Raw genomic sequence first — 19,020 nt, forward strand, 5'->3', positions numbered from 1 at the left:
TCTAAGGGGCTGAGGTTCTAAGGTTTTGTTTTAAAGTTTTCGAGAGAAACCTTAGAACCTTAGCAACTCAGTACCTCAGCACCTTTTATTTAACAATCAACAAAGGTATTGAAATTTTATGTCTCAATTTATCTACTGTTGTGCCGAAAAGAATATCTTTTAATCCAGTGTGGCCGTGGGTTCCCATGACGAGAATGTCAAAATTTCCTTCGTTTATAATTTTCGGAATTACCTTGTTTGGTTTTCCAAAACCAAGTTCTGTTTTGATCTTGAATCCTTTGTCTGAAAGCATGTCCTTGTATTTCAGCAATAATTTCTCATCGATTGTGGTTTCGTGATCGTGAACATGAACGCCATACATTAAGGCTCCGACCGTTTCTACAATGTGAATGAGGGTATATTCTGTGTCAATGCCACCCAATTCAAAGGCTTTGTTCAAAGCAGCTTCATCGGCATGTGAGAAATCGACAGAAACTGCAATGTTTTTGATGCTTTGGCTTTCTCTTGGCGAAAACTTCAATTTAAGATTATGAGGCGAATGATTTATGTTTTTGTTTTTTGCTTTTGCAATAAAAGGATTGAAAATGATGTAGAGCAATAAACCTAAAAAACCGAATGCTAAAGGAACTACTGTAAACCAAAGAATCATCGGATGGTTTGAGTTTGCTAGCCAAGAAGTGATTTCGTCATAAACCAATTTGGCATTTAAAGAAACAATAATCGCTGCGATAATCCAAGATACGACTTGAGTAGTTCTCGAAATGTGAAAACCTTTCATTTTCGACTTATCACTCACAAAATGTATAAGCGGGATAATCGCAAAACCCAATTGCAAACTCAAAATGACTTGACTTAGAATTAACAGTTTTCCAGTCACGCTTTCTCCATAAATCAAAATCACGATTACAGCTGGTATAATAGCAATTAAACGTGTTATAATTCTACGTACCCAAGGCTGAATTCTAAAATGAAGATAACCTTCCATTACGATTTGCCCAGCGAGCGTTCCCGTTACAGTCGAACTTTGTCCAGCGGCGATTAGCGCAATAGCAAATAAAGCTGGGGCCCATTTTGTTCCCAGTAGTGGTTCTAAAAATTTGTGCGCGTCTTGAATTTCGGCCACTTCATACATTCCGTTTTTATGGAAAGTGGCTGCTGCCAGAATTAAAATAGCCGCATTTACAAAGAAAGCAAGATTTAAGGCGATAGTAGAATCTATAAAGTTATATTTTAAAGCTTGTTTGATTCCCGCTGGAGTTCTATCAAATTTTCGGGTTTGCACTAAAGACGAATGCAAGTACAAGTTGTGTGGCATTACAGTGGCACCGATAATTCCGATAGCAATATATAAAGCTGCTGAATTTGGAATCGAAGGAATAAGTCCTTGTAAAACTTTGCCCATTTCTGGCTCGGCAAAAATCATTTCGAAAATGAAAGAGAAGCCAATTATGGCAACCAAAGCAATAATGAAGGCTTCCATCTTGCGAATTCCTTTATTGATCAAGAAAAGCAATAAAAAGGTGTCTAAAACGGTAATTAGAACGGCTTCAAGCAACGGAATTCCGAAAAGCAGATTAATTCCGATTGCCATTCCAAGAACTTCTGCCAGATCGCAGGCCGCAATGGCAATTTCTGCGAGAAAATATAAAATGTAGTTGATGTATTTGGAATAGGTTTCTCGAGAGGCTTGTGCGAGGTCGCGCTGCGTTACAATTCCGAGGCGCGCACTTAAGCTCTGTAAAAGCAACGCCATTAAATTGCTCATTAATAAAACCCAAACCAAAGTGTATCCAAATTGGCTTCCGCCGGCAATGTCAGTCGCCCAGTTTCCTGGATCCATATAGCCAACGCTTACTAAATATGCAGGGCCTAAGAAGGCTAAAATTTTTCTAAAACCTTTTTTTTTGTTTTCTGTAGAAACCGATTCGTGGACTTCTTCTAAAGATTTGGTCATTGTAAAAGTATTGTTTTCACAAATATAGAGAAAAATTATATTCGCGAAACAATATTTTTAGACGAGTCTAAAAGTTAAATGTTAGAATTTAAACAATTCGGACATAATCCTGATAACGTAAAATTGATTTCGTTCACTTTATAATTGTGCGGCATAATGTAACTCGGCTTTACTGTTTCAAGACAAGTAATCTCATGGCAATTCTCGCAACTAAAGTGAGCATGATTATGAATGTGCACACGCTGATGCGAATGATTGCATTTGGCATACTTTACCGTCCCGTCCAAATTTGAAATTTTATGAATTACATCTTCATTAATCAAACGATCCAAAATTCTGTAAATGGTTACGCGATCGCACAAATCATTTAATTGTTTGTGAATTTCGGTATGCGAAAGAGCCGTTTTAGATTTCTCAAACACCTCTAAAACAGCCGTCTTTGCTGCGGTATTACGTGTAGTCTTCATTTTTTACGGAATTAAAATTTAAACGCAACAATGTTGCAATTAATAAAATTGTATATATTTGCAACAAAATTGCATTAAGCAAAAGTACACATAATGAAGAAAATAAGCACATCTTTTTACGATATTTTAGGAATTTCTAGCGCGACAATTTGTCTGGTGCATTGTTTGATTTTTCCTCTTTTAACGATTCTCCCTTTAGGCTTGAGTCACAACCCAATTATAGATTTACTATTTGCTTCGATAGGTTTATTTGCAATTCTCAAAATTATAAAAAAATCAGCTCTCTTGGTATCGTCAATTTTGGTTGTTTCAATGGCGCTGATTTGGATTAGTATTTTGACAGAACTCTTTTTCGAAATTCATCTTGATCTGATTTATTTTGGAGGAATTGGAATGATCATCGGGCACTTAATTAATTACAAATTACATAGAAAACAAAATCATTAAAAATAGAAATATGGAACAGAAGCATTTTGAAGTGATTATCATTGGCGGCAGTTACAGCGGATTATCTGCCGCAATGAGTTTAGGACGTTCATTACGTCAGGTTTTGGTTATCGACAGCGGTTTGCCTTGCAACAGACAGACACCGCATTCCCATAATTTTATTACTCAAGACGGCGAGAAGCCAGCAGTTATTTCGGCGAAAGCCAAATTACAAGTCGACATTTATAAAACTGTTCAATTTTACAACGGACTTGCAGTAAAAGCACTTAAAACAGAAGGCGGTTTCGAAATTGAAATGAAGTCGGGAGTTATTTTTACTTCGAAAAAAGTATTGTTTGCGACGGGAGTTAAAGATTTGCTTCCTGAAATTGAAGGTTTTGCAGCTTGTTGGGGAATTTCGGTTTTGCATTGTCCGTATTGTCACGGCTATGAAGTTAAAAACGAGAAAACGGCAATTATAGCCAATGGTGAAATGGGATTTGAATATGCTAAACTAATCTCCAATTGGACAAAAGACTTGAGATTATGCACCAACGGAAAATCGAAATTGAGTTTAGAACAAACACAAATTCTTAAAAATCATGGTGTTCAGATTTTCGAAGAAGAAATAGATTCTTTTGAGCATAATGAGGGTTATATTAAAAAGATCATTTTTAAGAACGGAGAAAAAGTGGAGGTAAAAGCTATTTATGCCCGACCGCCTTTTGAACAGCATTGTCCAATTCCTGAAACTTTGGGATGCGATAGTAGCGAACAAGGTTTGCTAAAAGTAGACGGCATGCAGAAAACAAATATTACTGGAATTTTTGCTAGTGGAGATTGCACAACACAAATGCGATCTGTGGCTATTGCGGTTTCTACAGGTTCTTTTGCTGGCGCGGTAATTAATAGAGAACTTATCGACGAAGAGTTTTAATGCATGTGCAAAATTATCTCGCAAAGACGCAGAGTCGCAAAGCTTTTTTTTATAGAACTTGGCGACTCTGCGTCTTTGCGAGATTAAATAAAAATAATTACGATTCTTAAAAATGGAAATGTAACAGATTGAACTCAATCAGTTTGAAATTTTTGTTTTAAGAATGAATGTTTATCGAATTTAATTTTTAGTTTTGTCTAAATTTAATTTTATAACAATGAAATATTTATTTTTGACAATATTAATAATTTCAACACAAAGCATTTTCTCTCAAAATATTACTGGAAAAGTAGAAAGTATACTTCCTATTGGTCAGGAAATTACCATTCGTTTATTAAATACAAACTTTAGAACACAAACTGATTCTTTAGGACTTTATAAATTAGAAAATATTCCTAGCGGAACATATAAAATAAATGTAACCTCAACAGGATTCAAACCCATAACGCAAAGAATTTCAGTTTTAGAAAATGAAAATCTGAACTTGGATTTTGAATTAGAAGAAGATCAAAATGAATTGAACGAAGTGGTAGTTTCAGGAACTCTAAAACCTGTAAAACGATTAGAAAGTGCCGTTCCCGTTGAGGTATATTCTCCAACTTTCTTTAAGAAAAACCCAACCCCAAGTATTTACGATGCGCTTCAGAACATAAATGGTGTCCGCCCGCAGTTGAATTGTGGCGTTTGTAATACGGGAGACATTCACATAAACGGATTGGAAGGGCCATACACTTTGGTTATGATAGACGGAATGCCAATTGTAAGCAGTCTTTCGACAGTTTATGGTTTGTCTGGAATTCCGAATTCTTTGGTGGAACGAATCGAGATTGTAAAAGGTCCAGCGTCGTCTCTTTATGGGAGTGAAGCCGTTGGTGGTTTGATTAATATTATCACTAAAAATCCAACGAATGCACCAACTTTTTCTGCTGATTATTTTACAACTTCCTATTTTGAAAGCAATCTTGATTTAGGAACGAAATTTAATGTTGGAAAAAAAGCGACTTCGCTTATCGGAATTAATTACTTCAACTACGATCAAGTTATAGATAAAGACAAAGATAATTTTACCGATGTTACGCTTTCTGAACGTATTTCGGTTTTTAATAAATGGAGTTTTAAACGAAATCATAATCGATTATTTACCATTGCAGCGCGCGGAATGTATGAAGATCGTTGGGGCGGAGACATTCGTTGGGAAAAAAAATACCGTGGAGGCGATGAAATTTATGGGGAAAGTATTTATACCAAAAGAGCCGAATTAATTGGAAGTTACCAATTGCCGTTTGAAGAAAAATTGATGCTTTCTTTCTCTGGAAATGTTCATTATCAGGACAGCCGTTATGGAACAACTTCGTATATCGCCAATCAGAAAATTGGATTTTTGCAATTGACTTGGGATAAAAAAATTGGACGAAACGATTTGCTGGCAGGAATCGCAAGCCGATATACCTATTATGACGATAACACGACTGCAACCAAAGAAGCTGAAAATACTTGGCTTCCAGGAATTTTTGTTCAGGACGAAATTACATTTTCTCCAAAAAGTCAGGTTTTGTTGGGAATGCGTTATGATTATAACTCTATTCACGGATCTATTTTTACACCAAGATTTGCCTATAGATTTAAGGCAAGCGAAAACACCATTTTTAGATTAAATGCTGGAACGGGTTTTAGAGTTGTGAATTTGTTTACCGAAGATCATGCGGCGTTGACGGGTTCAAGAGACGTTATTATTAAAAATGATTTGAAACCCGAACAATCTGTAAATGTTAATTTGAATTACATTCAGAAAATCAATTTCGGAAACGGAACGTTTATGGGAATTGAAACGACTGCTTTCTATACGAGATTCAGTAATAAGATTATTTCAGATTACGAAACTAATCCAAACGAAATTATCTACGACAATATTGATGGTTATGCAATAAGCCAAGGAATCAGTACAAATGTCGATCTTAATTTTCCTTCTGGATTAAAATTTATTGTTGGAGCAACGGTTTTAGACAACAAAAATGTTGAAAACGGAATTTCGGAAAGACCCTTTTTGACTGAGAATTTCACCGGAACTTGGAGTGTTTCATACAAAATTCAACCTTGGAATTTATCCATGGATTATACAGGAAATGTTTACAGTCCGATGAAATTGCCTTTGTTGAGCGAAACCGATCCGAGAAGTCCAAATTCGCCTTGGTATAGCATTCAGAACATTCAGTTTACGTATTCAGGATGGAAAGATTTTGAAGTTTATGGAGGAATTAAAAACCTGTTGAACTTTACACCAAAACAAAATAATCCGTTTTTGATTTCGAGAACGAACGACCCATTTGATAAAAATGTGCAATATGATTCGGCAGGAAAAGTATTAGTAACACCAGACAATCCATACGGTTTGACATTTGACACCACTTATGTTTATGGGCAGAACCAAACTATTCGCGGATTTTTGGGATTACGATATACTTTTAGGTAAATTTATAGGCCACAGATTACACAGATTAAGAGGATTATACTTTTTGTCAGGCTGAGTGAAGTCGAAACCCACGTCTAATTGAACGCCCTTCGACTTCGCTAAGTGACAAAAAAATAATTAAAAAGCTTAGAGAATAAAAATCCTTTCTAATCATTTTAATCTGTGGCAAACAAAACAAAAAAATGAAAAAGCTATTTCTATTTATTTTCTTCTTCGGGATAACTTCAACAGGATTTTGCCAATTAAAAAGCAGAACTTTTGAAGAAATAGATAGCTTGCAACAAATTCAAAAACGAAAAATCATTGTTTTCATCCATACCGATTGGTGTCAGTTTTGCCAAAGAATGAAAGCGACAACTTTCAAGAATCACGAGATTATAGAAAAACTAAACTCCGATTTCTATTTCATTGATTTCAATGCAGAGGAAAAACGAGATATTAGATTTAATAATCACACTTTTAAATTTAAACCTTCGGGGAATAATGTTGGTGTTCATGAATTGGCTTTGGAGCTTGGAACGATAAACAATCAAGTAACATATCCTGTTTTATGTGTTTTGAACGATAAGAATGAAATTATCTTTCAATACAACAATTATATGGCGCTAAAAGATTTTAAAGTGTTATTAGAAAATCTGGAAAAGTAAATTTTCTTATTTTTGAGAATGAATTCTTCACAAATCCCACATTTCGACTACATATTTACAGGAACAGGACTAGCATCTTTGATGACGGTTTACAAAATGGTTTTGTCTGGAAAATTCTCCGATAAGTCGATTTTATTGCTAGATAAGAATTCAAAGAAAACCAATGACAGAACTTGGTGTTTTTGGGAGAAAGAAGAAAGTGTTTGGAATTCGGTTATTTCAAAAAAATGGGATTCGGCCTTATTTGCCAATGAGAATTTCAAACGCGATTTGGATCTTAGACCTTATTCATATAATAAAATCAAGGGTTTAGATTTTTATGATTTTGTTTTCAAAACCATCTCAAAACAACCGAATATTACTTTTTTAAACGAAAAAGTGACCGATATCAACGAATTGGAAACGCACGTTTTTGTCGGAACAGAAGAGAATCGATATACTTGCGATTATCTTTTCAATAGCATTTATACTAAGGCTTTCGCCGAAAGGCAAAACAAATATCCCGTTTTGCAACAGCATTTTGTGGGTTGGTTTGTGAAAACGAAAGAGGAAGTTTTCAATCCAGAAGAAGTCACTTTCATGGATTTTTCTGTTGAACAAAAAGGAAATACGCGATTTATGTATGTTTTGCCAACTTCAAAAACGGAGGCTTTGGTTGAATATACTTTATTTTCGGAAAAACTCCTTCTGCAAGAAGAATACGAAAAAGCAATTGAGCTTTATCTGAAAAAACTAGGGACAGAAAACTACGAAATTCTCGAAAAAGAGGAGGGAAGTATCCCAATGACTTGCTATCCTTTTTGGAAAAAAAACACCAAACGGGTTTTGAATATAGGTACGGCTGGTGGCTGGACAAAAGCCAGTACAGGTTATACTTTTAAAAACGCAGATAAAAAATCTTCAGATTTGGTGGAGTTTATTCAAGAGAAAGATTTCGAAATGAAAAGCTTTCATAAAAAGTCTAAGTTTTGGTTTTACGATTTATTGCTTTTGGATATTCTCTATCGTCATAACGAACAGGGAAGTTCTATTTTCTCTTCCTTATTTCGAAAAGGAAATCCAAAATTGATTTTTAAATTTTTAGATGAAGAAACGAGTTTTTTTGAAGATGTTAAAGTTATTTTAAAGTGTCCAAAAATACCATTTATTAAAGCGTTATTTAGAGTGATTTTTCTTTCAAATAAATCTAACTAAAAAACGTAACCATTGAAAAACATTATTCTAGGATTCAGTTTATTTTTTACTCTTTTATCGTTTGGACAAGTGTCTAAAAACAAAGCGCAAGATGAGATTGTTACTCAATATCTCGATAGTTGTGCTTATAAGCATAATTATGTTTTTGAAATGTCTGAATGGCAAAATTGTATTGACGAAGGTTTGAAAAAAGACAGTACAATTGCCTATTTATGGCAACAGAAAGCAATGCCGTATTTTAAATGCAAAAAGTATGAAGTTGGCATGCCTTATTTAGATAAAGCAGTGTTCTATGATAAAGAACGCTGGCTTTCTTATCGTGCCTTTATGAAATGCATTTTTTCACATAATTACAAAGCGGCCATTGTTGATTTTGATGAAGCTATAAAATTATACGGAAACAGCTATGTTATGGACCATTCGTTTAATTTTTATAAAGCGCTATGCTATCTTCAGTTAAATGAATACGAAAAAGCAGAAAAGCTTTTAGATGATTATGTGAATGATATTTATAAAAACAGGCAGCAGCTGGAGCATCCTACGGCTTATTTTTATCAAGGAATTGCAAAGTATGAACTTAAAAAATGGGATGAAGCAATTGCTATTTTTGATAAAGCATTAAAAATATATCCAGAATTCTCAGATGCTAAATATTATAAAGCGATTTGCTGGCTCAAGCAAGGTAAATCTCGAGATGAAGTTATCGCATTGGTTGGCATAGCAAGAGAAGATGCCGCAAAAGGATTTTCGATAAACGAAGACAATACTATTTATGAGACGTATCCGTATCAAAAGAAATTTGGCAAGTAGTATTTTATAATCGTAAAAAATAGTTGATAGCCCAAAGTACGTGGTTTTTAGTATGGCAAAATAGAAGCTGGCGCGAATAATTTGTCTTATTCTTTTACTTTAACGACTTTCAGGGGTAGTTATAGATTTGCATTGTACTTAGATTTGTTTATTGTCTAAAGACATAATATGTCGCTTATGATAGACAATTAACGATGAAAGAATTTGTAAATCAATAAGAATGGCCAAGCCTCTAAAATTTGATGAAGAAACAGAAGTAATAGCTGAAATTTGTAAAGCACTCGGACATCCGACGAGAGTTCAGATTATGACTCTTCTGTGGAAAAGAGATCAAAGAACTTGTGGTGAAATAGTGGAATTAATTCCACTAGCGCAATCAACGATATCCAAGCATTTGTTAGAGCTAAAAAAGGCAAATCTGGTTCAGATACAATATGAAGGCAAGAAGACCATTTATTCTGTTGGGGTAGATAATATTAATGCCCTAAAAAAATATTGTAGCAGTTATCTTTTGACAATTGAAATTTCTGAAGAGAATAAAGAAACAGTTCTAACTACTAAGCATAAAGTAAGAGGCAAGAATAGTCATTTGAAGAAATATAATTATCAGTTCTCGCATAAAAAATCAAAAGAAGAAAGCTAAGTTATTGCTGAAATTTTGCCGTAAGAAGTGAGAACTCGTACTATATTAAATTTAATATTAAACTATAACAAAACTTTATACTTGAAAGTAACTAGTTGCGAGTAAACTTTGTAACTTTGCAGTTCAAAAAGTACAATTTAAAACAAAAGAATATGTATCCACTAGATATGGTAAAACCAATGGAGGCTGAATTAACAGTAGCTGGTTTTCAAGATTTACATAGTGCTGAAGCTGTAGAGAATGCTATCAAAGCTGAAGGTACCACTTTAGTTGTTGTAAACTCTGTTTGTGGGTGTGCTGCAAGAAATGCACGTCCGGGAGCAAAAATGAGTTTGGATAATGCTAAAAAACCAGATCATCTAATTACTGTTTTCGCAGGTGTAGACAAAGAAGCTGTTGATGCTGCGAGACAACATATGTTTCCATTTCCTCCATCTTCGCCATCTATGGCTTTGTTTAAAAACGGAGAATTGGTTCACATGTTAGAGCGTCACCACATCGAAGGACGCCCAGCTGAATTAATCGCTGAGAATTTACAGGATGCGTTTAACGAGTTTTGTTAATTTTTAAGGTACTAAGGTTCTGAGTTGCTGAGGCTCTAAGGTTTTAGATACAAAGTGACAGAGTAACATAGGCACAAAGCATAAAAACAAAAAGCACTATTAAAATAGTGCTTTTTTTTATGCTTTTCGGGTCAAAAAACTTAGAGCCTCAGCAACTCAGAATCTCAGAACCTTAAAGATTCCATCCCCCTCCAAGTGCTTTATACAATTCAATCATAGAGCTTAATTGTCTTTCTGATAATTGTGCTAGACTTAATTGTGCATTGAAGAGATTTGTTTCTACATCTAAAACTTCTAAGTAAGAAACGTAACCGCTATCATATCTTTCATGAGAGAGTTTGAAATTTATTAAAGCCGCCTGAACTTGTCTGTTGCGGGCTTTCCATTCTTCTTGATAAGTTCTAACGTTTTGTATCGATTGTTCTACTTCAGAAACGGCGCCGATATAGGTTTGTTGATAAAGAAACTTAAACTGTTCTGCTTGTTGTCTGTTTATTTCAACTCTTCTTTTGTTTTTCCCGAAGGCAAATATTGGCCCTGCAATTCCACCAGAAGCATTTTGCATATAAGAACTTCCGAGAAATAGATTACTCAGATCGGCACTGGCAAATCCAGCAATGGCTGCTAGATTAATAGACGGGAAACGCATGGCTTGAGCTACGCCAATTCTTTCGTTTGCTGCCGCATATCTTAATTCGGCCGCTTTGACATCAGGTCTGTTTTCTAATAGGGCAGACGGAATTGACAATGGAATCTTACTGACGATCTGCAACTCGGTATTGCTTTTTCCTCTAGGAATTTCAGAAGGAAGCTGACCGGTAAGCAAAGCAATTGCATTTTCTTGATACGTTATTTGTCTTTCAATGTTAGGAATTGCTGCTTCGGCAATGGCAACCTGCTGTTCAATCTGTACTTTGTCTACTTCAGAGATATATCCTTTTTCGAATCTTTCGGTTATAATCTGATAGTACTTCTCTCTTGTTTCAAGGGTATGTTTGGTTATTTCCAGCTGATCATCAAAATTCCGCATCTGAAAGTACGCTATTGCAATATTGGCAACAATATCAGACAATATTACTTTACGAGCTTCCTCTGTGGCAAGAAGTTCATTTTTAACAGCATTGTTTTCATGACGATATTTTCCCCAGAAATCAAGTTCCCAAGACATAGTCGCACCCGCGGTCGATGGAGTAATATATTTCTTGTTGCTGTTTATCGTAGCTCCATATTGAAAAGACGGAAATAAATCGGCTTTAGTATAACCCAATTCAGCACGAAACTGCTCAATTCTCGAAACCGCAATTTTTAAATCATAATTATTCTCAAGACCTTTTTGTATAAGACCTTTTAAAACATCATCATTAAACAGATCAAACCATTTTAAATTGGTTACCGAAGCGAGACTGTCTAAATTTCTTTCGTTTCTATAAGAATCTGATTTTAACTGCTCAGGTTTTTTATATTTTGGCCCGACCATACATCCTACAGGAAATAAGGAAAGAACCAATACAATAACGATTATCTTATATTTCTTACTCATGGTCTGTAGTATTTGATTCTACATTGTTTTCTCCTGTTGTGATTGTTTCTTCTTTCTTGTGTCCAATTTTTTCAATCATAACAAATAGACCTGGTACAATTAATACACCCAAAACGGTGGCGATCAACATGCCGCTAAACACGGCCATTCCCATTACAATACGAGCTTGTGAACCCGCACCTGTAGCGGTCAGTAACGGAACTACTCCAAGGATGAAAGCAAAAGCAGTCATCAGGATCGGTCGAAAACGAAGTCTCGCGGCATACATTGCCGATTCGTAAAGCGGTTTCCCTTTCTCATATTCTTCTTTCGCAAATTCAACGATAAGAATGGCATTTTTTGCCACTAATCCGATAAGTAAAACGAGTCCGATTTGAGCAAAAACGTTATTGACGTAAGCATCACTTCCAAATCTTGCCAAAAGCAGTCCTAAAAATGCTCCAAATACGGCGAAAGGAGCTCCAAGGAGTACACTAAATGGCAGTTTCCAGCTTTCGTATTGTGCGGCTAGGATTAAGAATACAAAAACTAATGCCATAATAAATACGGAAGATCCTCCAGGCGAATGTTTTTCCTGATAAGACAAGTTGATGTAATCGTAACTCATATCTGCTGGCAAGGTCTGTTTGGCCACTTCTTCTAATGCAGTTAAAGCTTGTGCACTACTGTAACCATCATTTGGGCTACCTCCAATTTCAGCAGATCGGAATAAATTTAAACGATTCGTAAAATCAGGTCCAGATACTTTGGTTGCTGTAACCAATGTGGAGACTGGGAGCATGTCGCCTTTATTGTTCTTCACATAAATCATGTTTAGATCTTCTGGTTTGACACGATTGACAGCTTCTCCTTGCACATAAACTTTATATTGACGTCCAAAACGGTTAAAGTCATTTACATAACTTCCTCCTAAAAATGCCCCAAGTGCTTCGGTGACTTTAGAAACGGGTATTCCTAATTTCATCGCTTTGTCATTGTCGATATCCAGTTTAATTTGTGGAGTACCCGCATTAAAAGTGGTGTAAATTCGTTTTATTTCAGGACGTTGTTGTGCTGCGGCAATAAAATTTTGTGTCTGTTCTGCTAAATATTGAGGCGTATTTCCTCCTCGGTCTTGTAACATTAAACTAAATCCTGCAGAGGCGCCAAGACCTTGAATTGCGGGTGGGCCAAATGAAAAACAAGTCGCAGTTGTAATTTGAGTGGCCAGTTTTTTATTGAATCTGTCTACAAACTGTTTAGCCGTTTCAGCTCTGTCTTCCCAAGGTTTTAGGGAAATAAAAATGAAAGCGTTGTTGGGCTGATAAGAGTTGGTAAGCATACTAAATCCGTTTATCGTAGTATAAGATAAAATAGATTTTTCTTCTTTAAGGAAACTATCAACTTTTTTCGATATTTCATCGGTGCGCTGTAAAGATGATGCAGGAGGTAAAGCAATATTTACCAAAACATAACCTTGATCTTCTTCTGGAATAAATCCTAACGGAATCTTTTTGCCTAAAAGGACAATTGAAACCAGTATGACAGCTAGCAAAACAACAATACGAATTGCTTTTTTGGCAAAAAATGTTGCTCCACCAATATATTTTCCTGTAACATTTTCGAAAACCCTATTAAACCAAGAAAAGAATTTAGCTAGCCATCCTTTTTGCTGATCTACTGGTTTTGTTGGTTTTAAAAGCATGGCACAAAGTGCGGGACTTAAAGACAAAGCACTAAATGCCGAAAAGGCGACCGAGACGGCAATGGTTATGGCAAACTGTTGATAAAAACGTCCCGTAATTCCGGGTGTCATAGCAACGGGGATAAATACGGCGCAGAGGATTAATGCAATTGCAATTACAGGTCCAGAAACGTCTTTCATGGCCTGAATAGTTGCTTCCCGCGGATTTTTCCCATGTTCGATATGATGTATTACGGCTTCTACAACCACAATAGCATCATCGACCACGATACCAATCGCTAATACTAATCCTAAAAGCGAAAGTGTATTGATCGAAAAACCTAACATTGGAAAAACGGCAATAGTACCAATTAAAGAAACAGGAACGGTAATTAACGGAATTAAAGTGGCACGCCAGTTTTGAAGGAATATAAAAACCACCAAAATAACTAGTATAATAGCTTCAAAAAGAGTGTGCACAATATCATCAACTCCTGCAGTAATAGCCAATGTTGTATCTAAAGATTCTTGATAAACAATGTCTTGCGGAAATCTTTCAGACAATTGTTTCATGGTTGTTTTTGCCATTTCTGCCACATCAAGAGCATTACTTCCGGGCATTTGATATAAGGCAATAACCGCACTTGGAGAACTGTTTCTTCTGGCTGTTGAGCTGTAGTTTTCGGTTCCTAATTCAATTCGGGCAATATCGGCCAATAAAACCTGAGCTCCATCTTCTTTGCTTCGAACTACGATATTTCCAAATTCTTGTTCGGTTACCAATCGGTCTTGGAGTGTTACACCATATGTAAATTCGGTATTTGGAGGTGCGGGTTCAGCTCCAAATTTTCCTCCTGGGCTAATCATGTTTTGTGCATTCAGAGCATTTTTAACATCTTCAACCGTTACGCCGAGTTTATTCATTATATCTGCCTTTAGCCAAATACGCATAGAATAATCACTTCCTCCAAAAAGAGCAACCTCTCCAACTCCTTTTATACGAGCAAGCTGGTCAACAACATTGATACTGGCGTAGTTATTTAAAAACTTGGCATCATATTTTGGATTATTGGATGTAATGGTAAATAACATCATAGGGAATGAAAGGGACTTTTTTACCACCACACCCTGCTGTTTTACGCTTGAAGGCATAAACGGAGCAGACTGGTTTTGTCTGTTTTGCGTTAGCATATTGGCATTGTCCAAATTTGTACCTACGTCAAAAGTTACCTCAATGGTACAAGCACCATCAGAAGTATTAACTGATTTCATGTACAACATGTTTTCAACACCATTCACTTTTTGCTCGATAGGAGTAGCAACTGCCTGTTCTACATTGAGCGCATTTGCTCCTGTAAAAGAAGTAGTGATTTTTACAACTGGCGGATTGATATCCGGATATTGCGAAATAGGTGTTTTTTGCAGTGCCAGTAATCCAAGTATCACAATAATAATACTAATTACAATGGCAACAATTGGTCTTCGGACGAAAAATTCTCCCATAATAGTATGTGATTTAGATTACTTTGTAGCTACAGTTTCTGGATCGCCCAATTGCCATTGAACAATTTTAGGAGTAATAACACTTCCGTTTTTCAACAAAGAAGTACCTCCCATGGCTATCTTATCACCTGGTTTTAATCCTTCTTCAATAATATAACCGTTTTTAACAGAAGGACCTGGTTTTACAATCTGCATTTGAACTTTATTATCATTGCCCACTACATAAACCTGATAGATTCCTTGAACTTCGATAACAGCTCGTTGCGGAATTACAATGGCTTCTTTGCGAATATCGGTAAGCAAAGAGACTTTTACATATTGACCCGGACGAAGTAATTTATCAGGATTAGGAAATGCTGCTTCAAATGTGATAGCTCCCGTAGAAGGGTCGATTTGTCTGTCGGCAAAACTTACTTTTCCTTTTTCTGGATAGGCAGAACCGTCAGATAATTTTATAGTGACAATCGCGCCAGAGCCTTTTAAGGCAGAATTTGGTTTGCTAAATTCTCTAAAAAGGCGCAGAAATTCCTGTTCGCTTATAGTAAAGCGTACTCTTACGTCGCCAAGATCAGAAATGGTGTTTAAAATAGACATAGCACCAGGTCTTACATAATCACCAACGCGGACTTTAGAAATACCGATTAATCCTGAAATTGGGGCTAAAATTTGGCAATAACCCAATTCGATTTTAGCATTTTGTACAGAAGCATCGGAAGCTTTTATTTGAGCTAATGAAGCAGAATATGCCGATTTTGCCGAAACTAATTCTCGCTGGCTCACTGCATTCATTTTGGCCAGAGGAGTAATCATATCCAAATCTGATTTGGTTTTAGCTAATCCTGCCTGCGACTCTGCCGCAATTCCTTGTGCTTCGTTAAGTTTTGCTTTATATGGCAAAGGATCAATTGTATAAAGGACTTGTCCTTTCTTAACAAAACTTCCTTCTTTGAAATTCATACTTTCAATAATACCATCAACTCGTGGGTTAATTTGTATATCCGATTGACCAAAAGTCTGCCCCGTATATTCAGATTCTAAATTTACATCTTGCTGTAAAACTGTTGTAACTGAAATTTCTAACGGTTTGGGGCTTGGTGGTGTTTCTTTTTTGCAAGAAAACATCAAAAGACTTAGTAAGATTGCTGAGGAGTAGATTTTGTTCATTGTTAAATTCTTTTAGATAAAATTCATTAAATACAACTAATTAAAAACCAGTAAAGTGCATTAGCTAAGTTAGCGTTTTTTTGGTTAGGTGGTTAAATATTGTGCGAATTTTGTTAATTTTAGTTAAAATTCCATCTATCTGTTTATCAGTTAATAATGCAAAGTCGGATGAAAGGCCATTTATTGCCGATAAACTGCATTTTTGTAAGAATAGATTATTCAATGAACAAGAAATAATAATTCAAAAACTTTTGTAATCATGTCAAAAAATAACAAGAAAAAACATCAAAAAGAAGATGATGATGATTTGAAAAAATTAAATAAAAAGGAATTATTACATCGGGCAAAAAAATTTTCTGAGCAATATTGTGTTGGAGATGATAAGAACTTCACATTAGAGGACAAACCAACTTCTTACTCTATGGAAGGAGATAAAACACAGGTTAGAAAAATATTAAAAATGGGAGTCAAAGCACTAGCTGCCATGCAGGATATTTTGTACGCACAAGATAAATGGTCGGTTCTTATTATTTTTCAAGCCATGGATGCAGCCGGAAAAGATGGCGCGATCAAACATGTCATGTCGGGTATAAATCCGCAAGGCTGTCAGGTTTCTTCTTTTAAAGGACCAAGTTCAGAAGAATTAGACCATGATTATTTATGGCGCTGCCAGAAACATCTTCCAGAAAGAGGCCGAATAGGAATTTTTAATCGCTCTTATTATGAAGAAGTATTAGTAGTTCGTGTTCATGAACAGATATTGAGAAGTCAAAAGATTCCTGAAAAATTGATTACTAAAGACATCTGGGAAGATCGTTTTGAAGATATTCGAAACTTTGAAAAATACCTTAATAGAAACGGAACGGTTGTTATTAAATTTTTTCTAAACCTTTCTAAAGAAGAACAAAAGAAAAGATTTATTGAAAGGGTTGACAATCCTGATAAAAATTGGAAATTTAGTGCAGCCGATGCCAAAGAAAGAGGCTATTGGAATGATTATATGCATGCGTATGAGGAATTAATTAAAAATACATCTACCAAAAAATCACCTTGGTACGTAATTCCTGCTGATGATAAATCGTATGCTCGAATTGCAATTGCTTCTGCAATAATTCATGCGTTAGACGAAATGGATTTGGAATATCCTAAAGTAAGTGCAGAAAAAATTGCTGAACTTAATGAGGTTAAAAAAGCATTGCTAGAAGAGAAAGAATAAGCTTTTGAATATGATTTCTAAACTTTTGCCCGCTGAAGACTGGATTAAAAATTATAAAAAGCAGGATCTCAAAAGAGATTTTATGGCAGGCGTAACTCTTGCTGCTTACGGAATTCCTGTATCTCTTGCCTATGCCACTCTTGCGGGATTGCCTCCTCAATATGGAGTTTATGGTTATCTCATTGGTGGAATATTTTATGCTTTGTTTGGAACCAGCCGACAGCTTGCCATAGGTCCAACATCTGCAATTTCTTTATTAGTAGGCACAACTATTGCAAGTATGGCAAATGGGAATGTAGAACGTTGGGCTGAGATTGCTTCTCTTACTGCATTAGTATTCTCCGGAATGGCGATTGTTGCCTATCTGTTGAGGTTAAGCGGAATTATTAATTTTATTAGCGAAACGGTTTTGGTTGGTTTCAAAGCAGGTGCGGCTATCACTATTGGTTTAACGCAACTGCCCAAATTGTTTGGAGTTAAAGGAGGAGGAGATAATTTTTTAGAACGAATTGTCACTCTATTTCATCAAATTCCTGATATGAATACTACTGTTTTTATTTTTGGAATAATCGCTATTTCAATATTAATCATAGGAGAAAAAATAGCGCCACAGTTTCCTGTTGCAATATTGATTGTCATTTTATCTATCATCCTTATTTCGGTTACCTCACTAAAATATGCCGAGTTTAATACGGTTGGAATTATTCCGACTGGGCTTCCTGAGTTTCATCTGCCTTCGCTCCGAATTCGAGATGTTGAAGGAGTTTTGCCGCTCGCGATGGCTTGTTTCTTATTGTCTTACATAGAAAGTGTTTCTGCTGGCCGGACATTGGCACAAAAAAACGGGTATGTTATAGATCCGCGTCAGGAACTTCTGGCACTTGGAGTCGCTAATGCAGCTGTTTCATTGGGACACGGTTATCCTGTTGCAGGAGGTTTGTCACAATCAGCTGTAAACGATGCTGCAGGCGCCAAAACACCGTTGTCGCTTTTATTTGCTTCAGGTGCAATTGCCTGCTGTCTCTTGTTTTTAACAGGATATCTTCAGAATCTTCCAACCGTAATTCTGGCTGCTATCGTTTTAGTTGCCATTAGAGGACTTTTTGATTGGAAAGAAATGAAACATCTCTATAAAATAAACAAACAAGAATTTGCTGTAGTTATGGTTGCACTTGCGGGAGTGCTTATTTGGGGAATTCTTGCAGGAGTTTTACTGGCTACAATCGTGACCTTGCTGTTATTACTCAAAGCTGCATCAAAACCGCACGTAGCTTTTTTGGGCAGAATTCCAGGAACAAGAATTTACACCGATTTAAAGAGACATCCTGATAATGAGATAATAGAAAACATATTGATTGTTAGAGTTGAATCTTCCATATTTTATTTCAATGCAGAATATATAAAAGAACGAATCTTGGAAAAAATCTACAGCGAACAGGATTCTTTAAAAATAGTAATACTAGATCTCAATTCGTCTCCACGTATTGATATTGCTGGCGCACGTTTCTTAAAGAATTTATTTGTCGATTTACAAAAAAAGAATATTACCCTAAAAATTGCCGAAGCCCGCTCTGACGTTCGCGACAGTCTTCGGGCAGAAAATCTCGAAATTCTGTTTGGGCACATTAGCCGTTCTGTATCTGTAGATGATTTAGTGCAGCATGCTATACAGGATAATAGAAAATAAAAAGAAAGATTGTTGGGAGCAGAATTCTGTTTTTGATGTTAAAAAAATCAGATAATTAGGGCAAGATCATTTTTAATCTCAAAATAAACCCTAAATTTGCCGCAGATTTAGAGAAAAATCTAAAAATACATATATT

15 protein-coding genes are annotated in these 19,020 nt (G+C 35.8%); 10 read left to right on the forward strand and 5 right to left on the reverse strand.

Features of this window, described 5'->3' with window-relative positions:
• Positions 1-85: 85 nt before the first annotated feature.
• Positions 86-1,954, reverse strand: a complete 1,869-nt coding sequence (locus tag BSF41_RS14530) for an Nramp family divalent metal transporter (protein ID WP_095930226.1) — start codon at positions 1,952-1,954, stop codon at positions 86-88.
• Between the two features lie 74 nt (positions 1,955-2,028).
• Positions 2,029-2,421 carry a Fur family transcriptional regulator gene (locus BSF41_RS14535; protein ID WP_095930227.1) on the reverse strand — a complete coding sequence of 131 codons (393 nt, stop codon included), beginning with the start codon at positions 2,419-2,421 and terminating at the stop codon, positions 2,029-2,031.
• A gap of 93 nt (positions 2,422-2,514) precedes the next feature.
• Here BSF41_RS14535 and BSF41_RS14540 point away from each other — a divergent pair, with 93 nt between their 5' ends.
• From BSF41_RS14540 to BSF41_RS14575, 8 genes are all read left to right on the forward strand, one after another.
• On the forward strand, positions 2,515-2,868 hold the full coding sequence (locus tag BSF41_RS14540; RefSeq protein ID WP_095930228.1) for a MerC domain-containing protein: 354 nt from the start codon (positions 2,515-2,517) through the stop codon (positions 2,866-2,868).
• A 10-nt stretch (positions 2,869-2,878) separates the two neighbouring features.
• Positions 2,879-3,784: an NAD(P)/FAD-dependent oxidoreductase gene (locus tag BSF41_RS14545; protein ID WP_095930229.1), complete on the forward strand. Its 906-nt coding sequence runs from the start codon at positions 2,879-2,881 to the stop codon at positions 3,782-3,784.
• Between the two features lie 217 nt (positions 3,785-4,001).
• Positions 4,002-6,254, forward strand: coding sequence for a TonB-dependent receptor (locus tag BSF41_RS14550; RefSeq protein ID WP_095930230.1), 2,253 nt, complete (start codon positions 4,002-4,004; stop codon positions 6,252-6,254).
• A 182-nt stretch (positions 6,255-6,436) separates the two neighbouring features.
• Complete coding sequence (locus BSF41_RS14555) at positions 6,437-6,901, forward strand: thioredoxin fold domain-containing protein (protein ID WP_095930231.1); 465 nt, start codon at positions 6,437-6,439, stop codon at positions 6,899-6,901.
• Positions 6,902-6,919: 18 nt separating this feature from the next.
• Positions 6,920-8,095, forward strand: a complete 1,176-nt coding sequence (locus BSF41_RS14560) for a lycopene cyclase family protein (protein WP_095930232.1) — start codon at positions 6,920-6,922, stop codon at positions 8,093-8,095.
• Between the two features lie 12 nt (positions 8,096-8,107).
• Positions 8,108-8,905 carry a M48 family metallopeptidase gene (locus BSF41_RS14565; protein WP_095930233.1) on the forward strand — a complete coding sequence of 266 codons (798 nt, stop codon included), beginning with the start codon at positions 8,108-8,110 and terminating at the stop codon, positions 8,903-8,905.
• Between the two features lie 220 nt (positions 8,906-9,125).
• Positions 9,126-9,548, forward strand: a complete 423-nt coding sequence (locus BSF41_RS14570) for a helix-turn-helix transcriptional regulator (RefSeq protein WP_095930234.1) — start codon at positions 9,126-9,128, stop codon at positions 9,546-9,548.
• Positions 9,549-9,700: 152 nt separating this feature from the next.
• Positions 9,701-10,111, forward strand: coding sequence for a BrxA/BrxB family bacilliredoxin (locus BSF41_RS14575; RefSeq protein WP_095930235.1), 411 nt, complete (start codon positions 9,701-9,703; stop codon positions 10,109-10,111).
• A gap of 172 nt (positions 10,112-10,283) precedes the next feature.
• On the opposite strand, the gene BSF41_RS14580 is transcribed toward BSF41_RS14575, so the two are convergent.
• The 3 genes from BSF41_RS14580 to BSF41_RS14590 are packed head-to-tail and all read right to left on the reverse strand — an operon-like array spanning position 10,284 to position 15,981.
• Positions 10,284-11,651 (reverse strand): efflux transporter outer membrane subunit, encoded by a 1,368-nt coding sequence (locus BSF41_RS14580; RefSeq protein ID WP_095930236.1) that lies wholly within the window; start codon positions 11,649-11,651, stop codon positions 10,284-10,286.
• Positions 11,644-14,817 (reverse strand): efflux RND transporter permease subunit, encoded by a 3,174-nt coding sequence (locus BSF41_RS14585; RefSeq protein WP_095930237.1) that lies wholly within the window; start codon positions 14,815-14,817, stop codon positions 11,644-11,646. Before BSF41_RS14585 ends, BSF41_RS14580 begins: the two co-directional genes overlap by 8 nt.
• Positions 14,818-14,835: 18 nt before the next feature.
• Entirely contained in the window at positions 14,836-15,981 is a 1,146-nt protein-coding gene (locus tag BSF41_RS14590; protein ID WP_095930238.1) for an efflux RND transporter periplasmic adaptor subunit, read from the reverse strand.
• 259 nt (positions 15,982-16,240) lie between these two features.
• Here BSF41_RS14590 and BSF41_RS14595 point away from each other — a divergent pair, with 259 nt between their 5' ends.
• Positions 16,241-17,197 (forward strand): polyphosphate kinase 2 family protein, encoded by a 957-nt coding sequence (locus BSF41_RS14595; protein WP_172426913.1) that lies wholly within the window; start codon positions 16,241-16,243, stop codon positions 17,195-17,197.
• A 10-nt stretch (positions 17,198-17,207) separates the two neighbouring features.
• A complete protein-coding gene (locus BSF41_RS14600) occupies positions 17,208-18,884 on the forward strand; it encodes a SulP family inorganic anion transporter (protein WP_095930239.1) in 1,677 nt (558 codons plus the stop codon).
• Positions 18,885-19,020 lie beyond the last annotated feature (136 nt).

Source organism: Flavobacterium sp. ACN2 (assembly GCF_002303885.1).
Taxonomy (GTDB): Bacteria; Bacteroidota; Bacteroidia; order Flavobacteriales; family Flavobacteriaceae; genus Flavobacterium.

Excerpts from the sequence above, each read along its gene's own strand:
- BSF41_RS14590 (WP_095930238.1), bottom strand. The coding sequence starts at position 15,981 with ATGAACAAAATCTACTCCTCAGCAATCTTACTAAGTCTTTTGATGTTT.
- BSF41_RS14535 (WP_095930227.1), bottom strand. The coding sequence starts at position 2,421 with ATGAAGACTACACGTAATACCGCAGCAAAGACGGCTGTTTTAGAGGTG.
- BSF41_RS14575 (WP_095930235.1), top strand. The coding sequence starts at position 9,701 with ATGTATCCACTAGATATGGTAAAACCAATGGAGGCTGAATTAACAGTA.
- BSF41_RS14585 (WP_095930237.1), bottom strand. The coding sequence starts at position 14,817 with ATGGGAGAATTTTTCGTCCGAAGACCAATTGTTGCCATTGTAATTAGT.
- BSF41_RS14545 (WP_095930229.1), top strand. The coding sequence starts at position 2,879 with ATGGAACAGAAGCATTTTGAAGTGATTATCATTGGCGGCAGTTACAGC.
- BSF41_RS14550 (WP_095930230.1), top strand. The coding sequence starts at position 4,002 with ATGAAATATTTATTTTTGACAATATTAATAATTTCAACACAAAGCATT.
- BSF41_RS14560 (WP_095930232.1), top strand. The coding sequence starts at position 6,920 with ATGAATTCTTCACAAATCCCACATTTCGACTACATATTTACAGGAACA.
- BSF41_RS14600 (WP_095930239.1), top strand. The coding sequence starts at position 17,208 with ATGATTTCTAAACTTTTGCCCGCTGAAGACTGGATTAAAAATTATAAA.
- BSF41_RS14555 (WP_095930231.1), top strand. The coding sequence starts at position 6,437 with ATGAAAAAGCTATTTCTATTTATTTTCTTCTTCGGGATAACTTCAACA.
- BSF41_RS14530 (WP_095930226.1), bottom strand. The coding sequence starts at position 1,954 with ATGACCAAATCTTTAGAAGAAGTCCACGAATCGGTTTCTACAGAAAAC.
- BSF41_RS14540 (WP_095930228.1), top strand. The coding sequence starts at position 2,515 with ATGAAGAAAATAAGCACATCTTTTTACGATATTTTAGGAATTTCTAGC.
- BSF41_RS14580 (WP_095930236.1), bottom strand. The coding sequence starts at position 11,651 with ATGAGTAAGAAATATAAGATAATCGTTATTGTATTGGTTCTTTCCTTA.
- BSF41_RS14595 (WP_172426913.1), top strand. The coding sequence starts at position 16,241 with ATGTCAAAAAATAACAAGAAAAAACATCAAAAAGAAGATGATGATGAT.
- BSF41_RS14570 (WP_095930234.1), top strand. The coding sequence starts at position 9,126 with ATGGCCAAGCCTCTAAAATTTGATGAAGAAACAGAAGTAATAGCTGAA.